General features: G+C 66.8%; 14 protein-coding genes. 4 read left to right on the plus strand and 10 right to left on the minus strand.

Features of this window, described 5'->3' with window-relative positions; genetic code table 11:
- Positions 1-106: 106 nt before the first annotated feature.
- The 4 genes from murU to ACEF39_RS04910 form a co-directional block, all read right to left on the minus strand.
- Complete coding sequence (gene murU, locus ACEF39_RS04895; RefSeq protein WP_500287140.1) at positions 107-817, minus strand: N-acetylmuramate alpha-1-phosphate uridylyltransferase MurU; 711 nt, start codon at positions 815-817, stop codon at positions 107-109.
- 11 nt (positions 818-828) lie between these two features.
- Positions 829-1,854 carry an aminoglycoside phosphotransferase family protein gene (locus tag ACEF39_RS04900; RefSeq protein ID WP_500287141.1) on the minus strand — a complete coding sequence of 342 codons (1,026 nt, stop codon included), beginning with the start codon at positions 1,852-1,854 and terminating at the stop codon, positions 829-831.
- Positions 1,855-1,917: 63 nt separating this feature from the next.
- Complete coding sequence (locus tag ACEF39_RS04905; protein ID WP_089239335.1) at positions 1,918-2,187, minus strand: GlsB/YeaQ/YmgE family stress response membrane protein; 270 nt, start codon at positions 2,185-2,187, stop codon at positions 1,918-1,920.
- A 69-nt stretch (positions 2,188-2,256) separates the two neighbouring features.
- Entirely contained in the window at positions 2,257-3,750 is a 1,494-nt protein-coding gene (locus ACEF39_RS04910) for a M20 family metallopeptidase (protein ID WP_500287968.1), read from the minus strand.
- Positions 3,751-3,948: 198 nt separating this feature from the next.
- Here ACEF39_RS04910 and ACEF39_RS04915 point away from each other — a divergent pair, with 198 nt between their 5' ends.
- The 4 genes from ACEF39_RS04915 to ACEF39_RS04930 all read left to right on the plus strand — a co-directional run bounded on the left by ACEF39_RS04915 (position 3,949) and on the right by ACEF39_RS04930 (position 7,070).
- The gene (locus ACEF39_RS04915) at positions 3,949-4,275 is read left to right on the plus strand and encodes a ComEA family DNA-binding protein (protein ID WP_265953371.1); all 327 of its coding nucleotides are present in this window, start codon (positions 3,949-3,951) and stop codon (positions 4,273-4,275) included.
- Positions 4,276-4,613: 338 nt separating this feature from the next.
- Positions 4,614-5,681, plus strand: a complete 1,068-nt coding sequence (locus tag ACEF39_RS04920; protein ID WP_500287142.1) for a L,D-transpeptidase — start codon at positions 4,614-4,616, stop codon at positions 5,679-5,681.
- A gap of 17 nt (positions 5,682-5,698) precedes the next feature.
- Positions 5,699-6,427: a murein L,D-transpeptidase catalytic domain family protein gene (locus tag ACEF39_RS04925; protein WP_500287143.1), complete on the plus strand. Its 729-nt coding sequence runs from the start codon at positions 5,699-5,701 to the stop codon at positions 6,425-6,427.
- A 34-nt stretch (positions 6,428-6,461) separates the two neighbouring features.
- Entirely contained in the window at positions 6,462-7,070 is a 609-nt protein-coding gene (locus ACEF39_RS04930) for a HutD/Ves family protein (RefSeq protein ID WP_500287144.1), read from the plus strand.
- 206 nt (positions 7,071-7,276) lie between these two features.
- On the opposite strand, the gene ACEF39_RS04935 is transcribed toward ACEF39_RS04930, so the two are convergent.
- The 6 genes from ACEF39_RS04935 to ACEF39_RS04960 all read right to left on the minus strand — a co-directional run bounded on the left by ACEF39_RS04935 (position 7,277) and on the right by ACEF39_RS04960 (position 14,777).
- Positions 7,277-8,881, minus strand: coding sequence for a sulfite reductase subunit alpha (locus ACEF39_RS04935; protein ID WP_500287145.1), 1,605 nt, complete (start codon positions 8,879-8,881; stop codon positions 7,277-7,279).
- Positions 8,878-9,849, minus strand: coding sequence for an FAD:protein FMN transferase (locus ACEF39_RS04940; RefSeq protein WP_500287146.1), 972 nt, complete (start codon positions 9,847-9,849; stop codon positions 8,878-8,880). Before ACEF39_RS04940 ends, ACEF39_RS04935 begins: the two co-directional genes overlap by 4 nt.
- Positions 9,850-9,904: 55 nt before the next feature.
- Positions 9,905-10,708, minus strand: a complete 804-nt coding sequence (locus ACEF39_RS04945) for a DUF4198 domain-containing protein (protein ID WP_500287147.1) — start codon at positions 10,706-10,708, stop codon at positions 9,905-9,907.
- 120 nt (positions 10,709-10,828) lie between these two features.
- Positions 10,829-11,347 (minus strand): DUF2271 domain-containing protein, encoded by a 519-nt coding sequence (locus ACEF39_RS04950; protein ID WP_500287148.1) that lies wholly within the window; start codon positions 11,345-11,347, stop codon positions 10,829-10,831.
- A gap of 41 nt (positions 11,348-11,388) precedes the next feature.
- Complete coding sequence (locus tag ACEF39_RS04955; RefSeq protein ID WP_100551751.1) at positions 11,389-12,027, minus strand: PepSY-associated TM helix domain-containing protein; 639 nt, start codon at positions 12,025-12,027, stop codon at positions 11,389-11,391.
- A 329-nt stretch (positions 12,028-12,356) separates the two neighbouring features.
- A complete protein-coding gene (locus ACEF39_RS04960; RefSeq protein ID WP_500287149.1) occupies positions 12,357-14,777 on the minus strand; it encodes a TonB-dependent receptor domain-containing protein in 2,421 nt (806 codons plus the stop codon).
- Positions 14,778-14,839: the final 62 nt, after the last annotated feature.

Here is a 14,839-nt window from a genome sequence, read left to right on the forward strand (position 1 = left end):
ATGCGGCGACCGAGCTTACATGGACGTACTTGCAGCGCCCCCTGCGCAGCCCATCCCGCCCGGCCAAGCAAGGCTTCTGCTCTGAAGACGTCCAACCACGAGGGGCTCAGCCGTTCGCGGCCAACTCAACGTCCAGCGCGCGCAGGCGATCAACGGTCCCGACATCGGTCCAGCGACCGCGATGATGCTGACCGCTGATCCGCCCCTGTGCCATGAAATGCTTCTGCAACGGCACCACCGAGAACTTCGGTGGCACACGCTCGCTGCCCGCTGCCTCGCCGATCACCGCGCGCCAATCGGCCACGATCGACGGTCGATAGATGCCGATGCCCGCATAGGTCAGGCACGGACCTTCGCGGTCGTGGTGCAGCACGCCGTGCGCGTCCATCCGGTAGTCACCGGCGGGGTGCTGCGCGGGGTTGTCGACCAGCACAAGATGCGCTTCGCCGGCCGGTTCACGCGGCAGCGTGGCGAAATCGAAATCGGTCCAGATATCGCCGTTCACCACCAGGAACGGATCGTCCCCCAGCGCCGGCAGTGCATTGAGGATGCCGCCACCGGTTTCCAGCGGGGTATCGCCTTCGTGCATGAAATGCAGCTGCAGGCCCCATTGGCGGCCATCGCCCAATGTGGCCGGAAACTGCTCGGCGAGCCATGCGGTGTTGATCACCACGTCGCGGATGCCGAACGCAGCCAACCGTTCCAGGTGCCACACGATCAATGGTTTGCCGGCCACTGCCAGCAGCGGCTTGGGCGTGTGCAGGGTCAGTGGACGCATGCGCTCGCCCAGGCCGGCGGCGAAAATCAGAGCCTTCATCGATGCGGCCTTCAGCGCAGCACGCGCATCGGCGCGGCCAGCTCGGCCAGTGCCGGTTTGATCCGCATGTCCAGCAACTGCTGCAACGGCGCCAGCTCGCGGTAGCGCGGCAACACCTCATCCAGGTAGGCGATGAAGCGCGGCGCGTCGTCCAGGTAATGGCCCTTGTTGTCGCGGTAGCGCAGGCGGCAGAACAGGCCGAGGATCTTCACGTGGCGCTGGATGCCCATCCAGTCGGCATCGCGCAGGAAGGTGGCACGGTCAGGCACCGGCAGGCCGGCATCGCATGCGCGCTGGTGATACTGCGCCAGCCATTCGTCCACGCGCTGCAGCGGCCAGCTCAGGAAGGCATCCTTGAACAGACTCACCGCGTCGTAGGCGATCGGGCCACGCACCAGGTCCTGGAAATCCAGCACGGCCGGGCCGTCCTCCACCGGCATCAGGTTGCGCGGCATGTAGTCGCGGTGGGTCATCAGTTGCGCCTGGCCCAGCGCGTTGCCCATCAGTCGACGGTGAACCAGCTGCAGGCCTTCGATCTCGCCGCAGTCCAGTTCAAGGCCAAGATGACGCTGCAGGAACCACTCATCGAACAGGCCGGCGTCACGCTGCAGCAGCGCTTCGCCGAACTGGCCGAAATCGGCCGGCACCGGGATCGCCTGCAGGCGCAGCAGCTGTTCGATGGAGCGGCTGAACCACTCGTCGGCATTGCGTTCGTCGAGGATCTTCGCCAGCGTCGGGCCGCCCAGGTCTTCCAGCAGCAGGAAGCCGGCGTCGAGGTCCTGGGCAAGCAAGGTGGGCACGCGCAGGCCGTGATCGTGCAGCAGGCCGCGCATGCGCAGCCACGGCGTGGGGTCTTCCAGCCCCGGCGGGGCATCCATGACGATGTGGCTGCCGAGCTGGCTGGTGGTGCGCCAGTAGCTGCGCATGCCAGCGTCGACCGAAGCGCGTTCGACCACGGCGTTGCCATCGTCCAGCTGGGTACGGGCCCACTGCAGGCGTTGTGCGCTGCGCTGGGGATCAGAGGCGGGTTCGGTCATGCAGGCATATCCGGGCGCGCCGGGCGCGCCAACGTCGGGGACAGAATGGGAAGGGGGGGCGGCTCAGCGGCGGCCGCTGAACAGGCGCAGGATCGCCAGCACGACAACCGCGCCCACGACCGCGCCGAGGAAGCCGGCCGGTTCACCGGGTGCGTACCAGCCCATGTACTGGCCGAACCAGCCGGCCAGCAGCGCGCCGATGATGCCCAGCACGATGGTCAACAGGCAGCCCATGCGGTTGTTGCCGGGCATGAAAAAGCGTCCCAGCAGGCCGACGAAGAAGCCGACCAGGATGATGTAGAGCCAGCTGGTGCTGCCAAACAGACCGTTCATGCAATCAGTGCTCTCGAAGGATGGACGCAGCCTAGCAAGGCCGGGCTGCGTCCGTCACTGCGTGCTGGATCAGCAGCAGCCGTGGTCGCCGTTGCGGGTGCCACTGTCGGCGGCCACCGGCGAACCGCTGGTCTCGCCACGCAGGCTTGCCGCGTAGTGCTCGCTGATCACCTTGGACACGCACGAGGTGACCTTCTTGCCCATCGGAATGTGCAGGAACTCGTTCGGGCCGTGGGCGTTGGAGTGCGGGCCGAGCACGCCGGTGATCATGAACTGGGCGCCCGGGAACTTCTCGCCCAGCATGCCCATGAACGGGATCGAGCCGCCTTCGCCCATGTACATCGCCGGCTTGCCGAAGAAGGTCTGGCTGGCATCGTCGATGGCCTTGGTCAGCCACGGTGCCATCGCCGGCGCGTTCCAGCCGGTGGAGGCCTTTTCCAGGTCCAGGGTGACCTGCGCGCCGTTCGGCGGATCGCGCAGCAGTGCTTCCTTCAGCAGTTCGCCGCAGGTCTTGCCATCGGCAGTCGGCGGCAGGCGCAGCGACAGCTTCACCGCGGTATGCGGGCGCAGCACGTTGCCGGCCGATTCCAGCGGCGGCATGCCGCCGATGCCGGTTACCGACAGGGCCGGGCGCCAGGTGCGGTTGAGCACCAGCTCGGTCAGGTCGTCGTTCATCGGCGTGAGGCCGTCGACCAGCGGGAATTTCTCGAAGATCGCGGTATCGACCACATCGGCGGCGCGCTTGGCCTGCTCCAGGCGCTCGGCCGGGATCTCTACGTTCATGCCCTCGATCAGGATGCGGCCGGTGTCCTGGTCCTCGATGCGCGACAGCAGCTGGCGCAGCAGGCGGAAGCTGGACGGCACCACGCCGGAGGCATCACCGGAGTGCACGCCTTCGTTGAGCACCTTCACCGAGAAGTTGCCGCCGGTCAGGCCGCGCAGCGAGGTGGTGCACCACAGCTGGTCGTAGTTGGCGCAACCCGAATCCAGGCAGACCACCAGCGACGGCTTGCCGATGCGGTCAGCCAAGTGGTCGACGTAGGCCGGCAGGTCGTAGCTGCCCGACTCTTCACAGGCTTCGATCAGTACCACGCAGCGGGCATGCGGCAGGCCCTGGGCCTGCAGCGCCAGCACCGCGGCCAGCGAGCCGAAGATGGCGTAACCGTCATCGGCGCCGCCACGGCCATACAGCTTGTCGCCGCGCAGGACCGGGGTCCACGGGCCGAGGTCGTCGTCCCAGCCGGTCATCTCAGGCTGCTTGTCCAGGTGGCCGTAGAGCAGGATGGTGTCGTCGCCGGTTTCGGCGCCGGTAGCCGGAATTTCCAGCAGAATCAGCGGGGTACGGCCTTCCAGGCGCACCACCTCGACCTTCAGGCCGGGCAGTTCCTGCGCCTTGGCCCAGGTTTCCATCAGGGTGACCGCCTGCTCCATGTAGCCGTTCTGCACCCAATTGGCGTCGAACATCGGCGACTTGTTGGGAATGCGGATGTAGTCGACCAACTGCGGGACGATTTCGCTGTCCCACTTGTCATTGACGAATTGGCCGAGCTTGGCGCTGTCCATCTGAAACTCCGGTTGCATGGCTGATCCTGACATTCTACGCCTCGGCCAAGGGTAGGGTTTTCCCTACATCACGTCGGGTATTTGGCTGGCTTTTAGAAATCCGTGAACCCGATACGCTGTGTACATGTGGTGACGGACACTGTTTCGACCGACGGGATTGCCGGTCGGGACGGTCAGAACCACAAGGAGATATACGTCGTGCCTTGGTTTGTCGTGTTTAGGGCGCTGGTGCTGGGAGTGTGGATCGCGGGAGCGCAAGCTGCCGAGCCGATTGACATCAACCGGGCCGATGCCCAGGCGCTGCAGCAGGGATTGACGATGGTCGGGGCCACCAAGGCCGCGGCGATCGTCGAGCACCGGCGCAGACACGGCCCGTTTCACCGCGTCGAGGACCTGACGCAGGTTAAAGGGATAGGGACATCGATCGTCGAACGGAATCGACGGCGGATCACCGTTGGCAACACGATGTTGCCTGCGGATCCGGTACCCGGATCGGTACCGGTGCGAACCGTACCCAGGCGCTGACAACAGGAAACGTCGGGACCGGCAGGATGCAGGTCCACTGGCTGCGGACAGGATGCCCGTAACCACCGACCGTCGCAGGGATGCGGCACCAATCACCAGGATGGTGGCATCACAGACCTGTGGAAGGGGCTGAGATACAAACAGGACAGACGCGGCCGCGTGCAGGATGCAACGCCGCCCCCGCTTCGCAGGATGCGAGGGGGTGGCAGCAGGCCGACAGGGACGTGACGATTGCCCGGTACGACACATGGCTGTGTCGCCGGGCAATTTCTTTTGGCGCAGCCACCACGCGCCCATGGTGTACGGTGAGGCCATTCGCATGGAATGGAACCTGCTGGATGCACCTGCACCGTTTGACCCTGATGCTCGCCGCCGCGCTGGCACTGCCCTGCGCCGCGCACGCGGCCGCACCCTCCAAGCCGGTCGCGACGACGACGTCCGAAGTGCGCGGGCCGACCGACCTCAAGCCCGGCGAGTACCTGTGGCATCCGGAAGTTTCGCCGGCCGGGCCGATCGTGCTGGTGGTGAGCCTGGATGAGCAACGGGCCTACGTGTACCGCAACGGCATCGCCATCGGCCTGACCACGATCAGCTCGGGCAAGATCGGCCATGAGACGCCGACCGGTGTGTTCACCATCCTGCAGAAGGACAAGGACCACCGTTCCAACCTCTACAACAGCGCACCCATGCCGTACATGCAGCGGCTGACCTGGGACGGTATCGCGCTTCACGGCGGCAGCCTGCCCGGGCACCCGGCCTCGCATGGCTGCGTGCGCCTGCCGCAGGCCTTCGCCCAGAAGCTGTTCAGCGAAACCAAACGCGGCGATACGGTGGTGGTGGCCGATGCCAAGAGCGCGCCGATGACGCTGGCCTATCCGGCCGTGCTGGCGCCGGTGAATGCGCGCGGACAGGCCCTGCCGGAAGGCGAGGCCGGCGCCCCGGACAAGGCGTGGTGGGATGATGCGGCCGCCCCCAGCGGTCAGGTCGGCATCCTGGTCAGCCTGCACGACCAGCGCCTGTACGTGCTGCGCGACGGGGTGATGATCGGTGAGTCGCCGTTGAAGGCCGACGCGCTGCCGGCGTTCCAGGGCACCACTCTGTTCGTGATGGGCCAGGGCTACAGCGATACGCCCAGCCCGCTTGATGCGCAGCAGCGCCTGCACCAGTGGACGGCCTATCCGTTGTTGGGCCAGGACCGCGCCCAGGCCACGCCGGACCTGCTGGCCACCCCATCGCTGCCGATGGCGCTGCCGGCCGATTTCGCCCGCCAGCTGTACCAGGTGCTGGTGCCGGGTACGACCCTGCTGGTCACCTCGCTGCCGGCGGTGCGCCCAAGCGCGGCTGAATCGGGTATGCAGCCGGTCTTGGAATCGGAGCCGCCAGCGTCCACCCTCAAGGGATCCTGAGACCTCCCTGCGTGCCCATGTCTGCTTTCCGCCTGTGCTGGCTGGCCGCCCTTGGTCTGCTTGCGACCACTGCCAGTGCCCCGGCCGGGGCACGGACGCGTGTCGCCACAGCGATCAGCGCCGACGATCTCGCTGCGCAGTTGGCACGTACCGCGCCGAAGGCCGACCGTCGGGTTCTGCAGTTGGCCGCCCACGCCATGCGCTGCGCGCTGCAGCGACCGGAACTGGGTGTCAGCGGTGAGCGCCTGAGCGTGATCGATTACTCGCGGCCGTCCACCGAGCCGCGGATGTGGGTCTTCGACCTGGCCCGCCAGCGGCTGTTGTTCGAGGAGTGGGTGGCGCACGGCCGCAACAGTGGCGAGAACCGCACCGAGCATTTCTCCAACCGCGATGGCAGCTTCATGTCCAGCCTCGGCGCGTTCACCGCGCAGGAAACCTACATGGGTGGCAACGGCTATTCGCTGCGCCTGGCAGGGTTGGAGCCGGGTTTCAATGATCGTGCACGCGAGCGCGCCATCGTCATCCACGGTGCGCCGTATGTGAATCCCTCCACCGCACAGTTGCAGGGGCGGTTGGGGCGCAGTCTCGGCTGTCCGGCGGTGCGGTTGTCGGTGGCCAAGCCGCTGATCGACGCGCTGCGGGGCGGCACGATGGTGTTCGCGTACTACCCTGACCAGGACTGGCTCAAGCACTCGCAGCTGCTGGGTGGCGATTGCGGTACGGCGGCGGGTATTGCAACGCGGTGATGCGTTGTGGCACGCGGCATGATGCAATGCGCGCATGAACATCGACTCGCTGCTGCAGACCCCGAGCCAGGTTATTTCCAACCTGGACTACCGCCGCGAACGCTGGCGCAACGGCCTCGGCTGGACCCGCGAGATCCTGCGGTTGCCAGCGCAGGGTGATGACTGGGCGTTGCGCCTGTCAGTGGCCGAAATCGAACAGGACGCCGCGTTTTCCGCGTTCCCGGGCGTCGAGCGCGAACTGGTACTGCTGCAGGGTAATGGCGTGCGCCTGCGATTCGAGGACGGCCACGTGGCCGAGGTGCTGCCACCGCATGGCCGCGTGCGTTTTGCCGGCGAAGCAGCGCTGCACGGCGAGCTGGTCGACGGCACCACCCACGATTTCAACCTGATGTGGAAGCGCGGACTGCTGCAGGCCGAGCTGCTGCACCGGCCATTGGTCGGGCCGATGTTCTTCTTCTGCGAACCAGGTGTGGCGTGGGCCCTGCACCTGTTGGGTGGCCAGGCCACGTTTGGCACGGACAGCGGATTGCCTGCGATGCAGGCCGGCGATACCGCGTGGTTGGCCGCCGGTGAGCGTCAGCGGCATGCGCTGCAGGGCGGCGGGGAGTTGCTGGCGATACGGGTGAGCGCTGCGGGCGGCTGAGCCATCGTCGGCGCGTGGATGCGGTAGCCGATACCGGGACGTGAAGCCGTTCAGTAGATCCACGCCATGCGTGGATGTGGCAGCCGATACCGCGGCACGGAGCCGTTCAGTAGATCCACGCCATGCGTGGATGTGACGGCCGATAAAGCGCATGGTACGAACCAAGGTTCGCACCCACCAGGAGGCGGGTTACCCCACACGTTCGCTCAATACACGTCGCGCCGGTAACGACCGGCCAGTAGCAGCGCTTCCTTGCCGGCGGCACCGAGCACCTGCTCGATCACCGCATCCACTGCCGGGGCCATGCCCTGCAGGCTGCCGCAGACCAGGATCGTTGCGCCTTCATCGACCCACTGCTGTAGCGTGGATGCTTCGGCCAGCAAGCGATCCTGCACGTAGCGGTGCGCGCCGCCATCACGGCTGAATACCGTATCCAGGCGGGTCAGCGCGCCGTTGGCGAGCATCGCCTGCAGCTCATCGCCGAAGTGGAAATCATGCGAGGCCGAGCGTTCGCCGAACAACAACCAGGTTCGGCCGCCGCCAACGCGTGCGCGTTCGTGCAGGTGTGCACGCAGGCCCGCGATACCGGTACCGTTGCCGATCAGCAGCAGCGGAACCTCGGTGGCGACACCGTGGAAATTCTCGTTGCGGCGCAGGCGCATCCGCACCGGCTCGCCGATGGCGGCGTGGTCGCACAGCCAGCCACTGCCGACGCCCGGTGTGCCATCGGCACGCAGCTGGCGGCGCAGCAGCAGCTCCACCGCACCGTCGCCCATCACCGAGGCGATGGAGTATTCGCGATGCGGCAGCGGCTGCAGTGCCGCCAATAATCCAGGCAGATCGCCCGCTGCAACCAATGAAGGCAGATGCGAGCGCGCGACGCGGGCGAACAGCGTATCCCCGTCATCCAATACCGTGCCTGCATCGAAGCCCTGCGCATGCAGCCAGTCGCGCGTGCTCTGTTCGGCATGCTGCGGACCGACCTCGGCGATGTCGCCCGCCTGCCAGTGGGCGCTGCTGTCGGTCGGTGGCTGCAGGCGCAGCCAGTAGACAGGACCACCGACGCTGCCGGGGTTGAGGTGCATGCGCTGCAGCAGTGTCCACGGCTGGTACTCGGCCGGTGTCCAATCGGGCAGTTCGCTGACGCCGCCGCCGAGCTGGCCGAGCAGCTGCTGCCAGTGGCGCAAGGCGGCGGGATCGGCGTTGTCGACTTCAATGGCATCGAACAGCGGATGTGCGCCCTGCTGGCGCAGCCAGTCGTGCAGCTGGTGGCCGAACGCGCAGAAGTGGCCGTAGCTGCGATCACCCAGCGCGAGCACGCCGTACTGCAGGTGGCCCAGGGGCGGCGGCGTGGTCATTACCCGGCGCAGGAAGGGCAGGGCGTGGTCGGGTGCATCGCCTTCGCCGGTGGTGCTGACGATGAACAGTGCACGCGCGCTGTCCGCAAGCAGGGGCGCATCTACGTCGTGCAGGCCACGCAGGCGCACCGGCATGCCGGCCGAGCGCAGAGCCTGCGCACTGCGCTCGGCCAGTTCGCGGGCGAAGCCGGTCTGGCTGGACCAGACCAGCAGCATCGGTTGGTTTTCGCCTTCGGTCGTGTCATCGCGTGGACGGCTGCGCCACCACACCACCGCGCACGCCAGTGAATACAGCGCGGTGGCGGCCAATGCGATGCCCCACTGCCGAGACGACGGCGCACCCTGCCACCACGCTTCGCCCAGGTGCAGGCGCAGCAGCGCCCCGCCAATAACGGCCAGCAGGGCAAGCACCACGACGTTGCCAAAGGTCGCGCGCGAGAAACGCCTGCTCATGCGGCCTGCTCATCCAGCAGCCGCTGGAAGGCGCTGCTGAGGGTTTCGCGTGGGCCGTCAGCGGCGCGTTCCAGGAAGCGCGCGGCCAGCCCTTCGCGCTCTGCCAGCGCGATGCCCGCGTCGCGACCGAGCACGGTCAGTGCGGTTGCCCAGGCGTCAGCGTGCATCGCATCGTCGGCGACCACGGTGACGGCGGCTGCGACCTGCCGCACCGGCGTGCCGCTGCGTGGGTCGAGGCTGTGACTGTAGGCAACGCCTTCGTCCTGATACTGGTGCCAGCGATCGCCGGAGGTGGCCACGGCTTTTCCCTCCAGCGCCAGTACACGCGGTGGCGTATCGGTGTGGGCATCTTCTTCCGGCGCCGACTCCACCAGCACGCGCCACGGCTGGCCGTCGGGCTTGCGGCCGTAGCCCGCCAGCTCGCCACCGACTTCAATCAGTGCGGCATCGATACCCTGGCCGCGCAGCCAGGCGCCGACGTGGTCGACACCGAAGCCCTTGGCGATCGCCGAGAGATCCAATTCCAGGCCGCCGGGTTGCAGCAGCGCATCGTCCTGCCAGTGCAGGTGTTGCCAACCGCAGCGTGCACGGGTTGCCTGCAGCGTCGCGGTGTCGGGTGCACGCCGTTCGCCGGCATGCGCACCGAAGCCCCACAGCGCCACCAGTGGGCCGATGGTGGGGTCGAAGGCGCCGTCGCTGGCGGCGGCGATGGCCTGTGCGCAGGCCAGTACATGGCGTGTTTCGGCAGGCAGCACGCAGTAGCGGCCCGCGTCGGCACGGTTGTAGCGGCTCAGGTCCGAGCCCGCTTCCCACGTGCTCATCTGTGCGACCACTTCATCCAGGCGCGCCTGGATGCCAGCGTGCAGCGGATGCAGGTCGCGCTGACGCGGTGCGACCAGTGACACGCTCCAGGTGGTGCCCATGGTGGTGCCACCCAGCCGGGCGATGTCGAGTGCGGTAGAGGTCATGGGCGTGCGTGGCAGTCGGCGATACCCGGGCGTGCCGGGTATCGCCGCGATGCGTTTACTGCGGCAGTACTTCCAGCGTGGCGACGTAGCTGAGGCGACGCTTTGCGGCCTGCTTGACCGACGTCTTCTTGTCCTCGGTGCCGGTTTCCAGCCAGTACATGCCGGCTTCCGGCCAGGTCACCTTGATCTCGCCCTTGGCGTCGCTGGTCAGTTTCTGCTCTTCCTGCGCATTGCGGTAGCGGGTACCGCCGCGCACGATCTCAAACTCCAGGCCCGCGGTCGGCTTGCCGTCGACCAGTACGCGGAAGGTGGCTTCTTCGCCGGCGAACAGGTCGTTTGGATGGCCGACGGCCACCAGTTCGATGCCGCGGTTGGTCGGCTTCAGCGCGGTGTCATTCGGCGCGCCGTTGGTGACGAAGGTCTCCACGCGGCCGACCGACTGGCTCACTTCCAGCTTCCTGGCATCCTTGGGCAGTTCGCCGAAGGTGGCGGCGGTGCCACGCCAGCGCTTGCGCTCGCCATTCAGTTCATAGGTGGCCGACAGGCCGTCGTTGACCGAGGCGATGCGATAGGTGCCCTGCTGCTTCAGCTCGACGTCGAACACGCTGCGGTACTTGCCGGTGGCCGCGTTCTGCGCCTGCACGGTGCTGCCGTCCGGGGCGGTGATCACCACCGATTCCAGGCGCAGCGGCACATGGTTGAAATAGAACAGGTCATTGGAGACCGCACCGTCGACGGTGATCCACGGCGCGTTGCCGGCGATCACGGTCTGCGAGGGCAGCAGCCAGGCCTTGTGGGCCAGGGCAGAGAAGGGAAGGGCAGCGGCCAGAGCGGCGGCGAGGACGAGCGTGCGCTTCATGCGGAAGACTCCAGTTGGAAGGGGGCGGATCCCTTTCCAAAGGAAAGGGCTCTGACCCCGAGGATATGGCGATCGGGTCAGAGCCCCTCCTGCGGAAGGGATCCGACCCCGGTCAGGAAATCAAGGCTTGACGGCGAGGGTGACCTGGCCCAGTTCGGTGGCGCCCTGCGCGCGGCCGTTCTGTGCGGCGGTGGCCGGCCAGGTGAAGGGGATCTTCAGCAGTTCACGGCCGCCGACTTCGCGCACCGCTTCCACCACCAGGGTGTAGTTGCCCGGGGCCAGCTGCTTCAGCGCCGGCTGCTTGTCGTTGAACGACAGCGCGTGCTTGCCGGCGGGGCGGGTGGGGCCGGTCACGCCGTCCACCGGCATCTGCAGGGTGCGACCGCTCTTGCGCCACCACTGGCGCAGGTCGGGCAGCCACTTGGTGCCATGGCCTTCGCTGTTGCTGGTCTGCTGGTACCAGACCGACAGGTTGGCGGCGACCTTCTGGTCGGCGCCTTCCAGCCACACCGCCACATACGGGCGGTGGTACTCGGCCACGTTGAGCTTGGGCACTTCGACGTTGATGTCGAGGGTGGTGGCGTAGGCCGGCGAGGTGGCCAGCAGGCCGCTGAGGGCGATGGTCAGGGTGACGCGCATGGGGCGGCTCCGGAGAAACGGATGGAAATCACGGTGGAAGTTCAATGGATCAGCAGCAGGGCGATCAGCAGCGGAATCATCAGGCCCAGGCCGACCAGCGGCCAGGTCATGCGTCGCTGCCGCGCATGCAGGTGCAGCAGGAACAGACCGGTGATGCAGAACACCAGGCAGGCCACGGCGAACACGTCCAGGAACCAGCCCCACGCGGGGCCGGCATTGCGGCCCTTGTGCAGGTCGTTGAGGTAGGACACCGCGCCGCGCGAGGTCGATTCGTACTCGACTGCGCCGGTTTCGCGGTCGATGCTCAGCCAGGCGTCGCCACCGGGGCGTGGCAGCGACAGATAGATTTCCTCGGCTGACCATTCGGCGGGTCGGCCGCCGATGGAAATGCCCAGCTGCTCATCCAGCCATTGCCGGGCCGGGCGCGGGATGGGCGCGTTGCCGTCCTCGCGTGTGCCGAGCTGGCCGCGCACGTCGGCCGGCAGTTCCAGGTGCTGGTTCTGCACCTGCGGCTTGGCCTCGATCTTCGCCGCATGATTCAGCGTGAGCCCGGTTACCGCGAACAGCAGCATGCCGATCAGGCACACAGCAGAGCTGATCCAGTGCCACTGGTGCAGGGTACGCAGCCAGAAGCCGCGGCTCTGTTGCTGCTGCACGGTGGAGGATGCTGGACGGCTCACGGCACGGTTCGGGACGGATGAATACTGGCCATTACATCATTGATGAGAATTGCTCGCAATTAGATGTCGTTGTGTATCCCTGAAGGGGTAGTGCCGGCCGCTGGCTGGCAATCCCATGACACCTGAAAACATCGCGCGGTTGCCGGCCAGCGGCCGGCACTACCACTACCGCTGACCGGCAGATCCACGCCATGCGTTGATGGAGCGCCGTCCAGGTTCGGTATGGGCAGTAGATCCACGCCATGCGTGGATGGAGCGGTGCCGACCAAGGTTGGCACCAACCAAGTCAGGGCGGTGCCGACCAAGGTCGGCACCCACCAGAGCGACGATCAGAACTTCGCGTTGAGCGAGATCCAGTAGCTGCGGCGCTGGTCCTTGGTGGCGTAGTCGTCCACGCAGTTGTATTCGCTGGGGCTGGTCAGCAGGCACGACTGCGAAACGAAGTTCTTGTCGAACAGGTTGTTGACCCGCGCGTTGACCGTCAGCCACTGCGTCGCCTTCCAGCTGCCACCGAGGTGGAAGATCGTGTAGTCCTCGTAGTAGCGGGTGTGGCTGGCACCGGCGACATCGAGGATCGTGTCGCGGTAGCGGTCGTAGCGGCCTTCGCCGATCAACGACAGGCTGATCGCATCGTTGAGCTGCCAGTTGAGGCTGGCGTTGGCCATGTGCTTGGCCGGCATGGTGCCGGTGATCGGCAGGCCCTTGCCGGAACCCGCGGTCTGCTCGCTCTTGGTCCAGGTGTAGTTGCCGCGCAGCTGCAGGTTGTCCAGCAGGTCGACGTGGCCGGCCAGTTCCGCGCCACGTGTTTCGGCCTTGTCGATGTTCACGCTCTGGGTGAAGGTGCTGTAGCCCAGCGACGCCCAGCCCGGGCCGATGTCCACGCAGTAGCCGCTGCCTGCAGGTGCCACCTCGCAGTTGGGGAACGTGCCGCCGCTGGCGATCTTGTCTTCGAACTTGTTGATGAAACCGGTGACGTTGAAGCCCCAGCGCTGGCCCTCGTAGTACGCAGCCAGCTCGTAGTTGGTGCTGGTTTCCGGCTTCAGGTTCGGCGAACCCACCAGCGGCAGCACGCCCTGGCCACCAAAGCCGGTGATGCCCGGGAACAGCTGGTCCGGACGCGGGGTCTTGTAGCCGGTGCTGACGCCACCCTTGAAGGTCCACGCATCGGTGGCATTCCAGACCAGGTAGCCGCGCGGGCTGAGGTGGCTGCCGAAGATGTTGTGGTCGTCGTAGCGCAGGCCGAAGGTGGCGGTCAGGGTGTCGGTCAGCGACCAGTTGTCCTCGGCGAACAGCGCCCACATGCGGTGCTTCTGTTTGGTGTTGCTGCGGTAGCCGGCACCGTCCATGCCGAACACACCGTCCACCATGTCGGTGTCGTTGTATTGGCCACCCACGGTCAGCTTGTGCGCGCCGAAGTCCAGATCGAGCATGGTGTCCAGCACATAACCTTCCAGCTCCATGGTGCGCAGCGGACGCGGCAGGAACGCCTGCAGGCGTGCCTGTTCGCTGGCGTTGAGTGCGCCCAGCGCGTTGTTGCGGCTGGCGGCACAGTTGTTGGCGGCACCGGTGCGGCGGCAGACGTCGTTCCACAGGGTCTGCAGGCCGGCGCGCTCGTCCAGGGTCAGCGGCAGCGAGCGGCCGAGGTTGTTGCTCTTGCTGTGGGTCAGCGAGGTCTGCCAGGTGCCGAAGCTGTAGCGACCCTGATGGGTCAGCGACAGCTGGTCACGCTCATAGCGCTGGTAGGCGGTGTAGCCCACGCGCGGCTGCACCACGCGGCGGGTGACGGTGCCGTTGCCATTCGGGTTCGGAATCACCGCGTTGCCCACGCGCCACAGGCTGGCCAGGCTGTCCAGCGTGCCGGTCTGGCCCTCGCTGTTGTCGTACTTCTGCCGCGAGACGTCGTAGTCCAGCCACAGTTCGTGGTCGTCGTTGACGTGGAAGTTCAGGCGCACGCCGGTGTTCCAGTTGGTGTTGGCCACCGACTTGCCGCCGCCGCCGAAACCGATGCTGCGCTCCCACAGCGTGCCGTCGGGCAGGGTCAGTGCATCCCATTCGGGATTGGATGCCTTGGCGTCGTAGTAGCTGCCGCGCACGGCCAGGCCGAGGCGATCCTTGACCAGTGGACCGCTCAGGTACAGGTCGGTGCTGCGCGCATCGCCGAACTGATCGTCCTGCTGCACGGTGAAGCCCTGGGTGACCGCGCCGTGCCAGCTGTCCTGGTTGCGGCGGGTGATGATGTTGATGACGCCGCCCATCGCATCCGAGCCGTACAGCGTGGACATCGGGCCACGCACCACTTCAATGCGCTCGATCGCATCCAGCGGCGGCAGGTAGGCGAACTGGCCACCACCGAAGTTGTTCGGATACAGCTGACCGGCGTTGCTCTGGCGGCGTCCGTCGATCAGCACCAGGGTGTACTCGGACGGCAGGCCGCGCATGGAGATGGTGGCGCGGCCGTTCTTGTCGGTGGCTTCCAGGCCGACGTCGATGCCCTCGACGTCGCGCAGGGCGTCGACCAGGCTGGTGTAGGGGCGCTTGCTCAGCTCTTCGCGGCTGACCACGCTGATGCTGGCCGGTGCATCGACTACTTTCTGCTCGAAGCCAGCGGCGGTGACCACTACCTTGTCGAGGGTCTGGGGTGCGCCGGAAGCGTCGCCATGGGCGTAGGCGGGAGCCGCGACGGCGGCCAGCACGGCGCTGGTCAACAGATGGCGGGACAGGGACGAACGGACACGATGGCGCTGGGCCATGGCAGATACCTCGAAGGATGCAAGACAGCCCGATGCCGGGCGCGGAGCGCGCACGGCAGGGC

The organism is Stenotrophomonas indicatrix (genome assembly GCA_041545745.1).
Lineage (GTDB): Bacteria > Pseudomonadota > Gammaproteobacteria > Xanthomonadales > Xanthomonadaceae > Stenotrophomonas > Stenotrophomonas indicatrix_A.

Excerpts from the sequence above, each read along its gene's own strand:
- murU (WP_500287140.1), bottom strand. The coding sequence starts at position 817 with ATGAAGGCTCTGATTTTCGCCGCCGGCCTGGGCGAGCGCATGCGTCCA.
- ACEF39_RS04900 (WP_500287141.1), bottom strand. The coding sequence starts at position 1,854 with ATGACCGAACCCGCCTCTGATCCCCAGCGCAGCGCACAACGCCTGCAG.
- ACEF39_RS04905 (WP_089239335.1), bottom strand. The coding sequence starts at position 2,187 with ATGAACGGTCTGTTTGGCAGCACCAGCTGGCTCTACATCATCCTGGTC.
- ACEF39_RS04910 (WP_500287968.1), bottom strand. The coding sequence starts at position 3,750 with ATGGACAGCGCCAAGCTCGGCCAATTCGTCAATGACAAGTGGGACAGC.
- ACEF39_RS04920 (WP_500287142.1), top strand. The coding sequence starts at position 4,614 with ATGCACCTGCACCGTTTGACCCTGATGCTCGCCGCCGCGCTGGCACTG.
- ACEF39_RS04925 (WP_500287143.1), top strand. The coding sequence starts at position 5,699 with ATGTCTGCTTTCCGCCTGTGCTGGCTGGCCGCCCTTGGTCTGCTTGCG.
- ACEF39_RS04930 (WP_500287144.1), top strand. The coding sequence starts at position 6,462 with ATGAACATCGACTCGCTGCTGCAGACCCCGAGCCAGGTTATTTCCAAC.
- ACEF39_RS04935 (WP_500287145.1), bottom strand. The coding sequence starts at position 8,881 with ATGAGCAGGCGTTTCTCGCGCGCGACCTTTGGCAACGTCGTGGTGCTT.
- ACEF39_RS04940 (WP_500287146.1), bottom strand. The coding sequence starts at position 9,849 with ATGACCTCTACCGCACTCGACATCGCCCGGCTGGGTGGCACCACCATG.
- ACEF39_RS04945 (WP_500287147.1), bottom strand. The coding sequence starts at position 10,708 with ATGAAGCGCACGCTCGTCCTCGCCGCCGCTCTGGCCGCTGCCCTTCCC.
- ACEF39_RS04950 (WP_500287148.1), bottom strand. The coding sequence starts at position 11,347 with ATGCGCGTCACCCTGACCATCGCCCTCAGCGGCCTGCTGGCCACCTCG.
- ACEF39_RS04960 (WP_500287149.1), bottom strand. The coding sequence starts at position 14,777 with ATGGCCCAGCGCCATCGTGTCCGTTCGTCCCTGTCCCGCCATCTGTTG.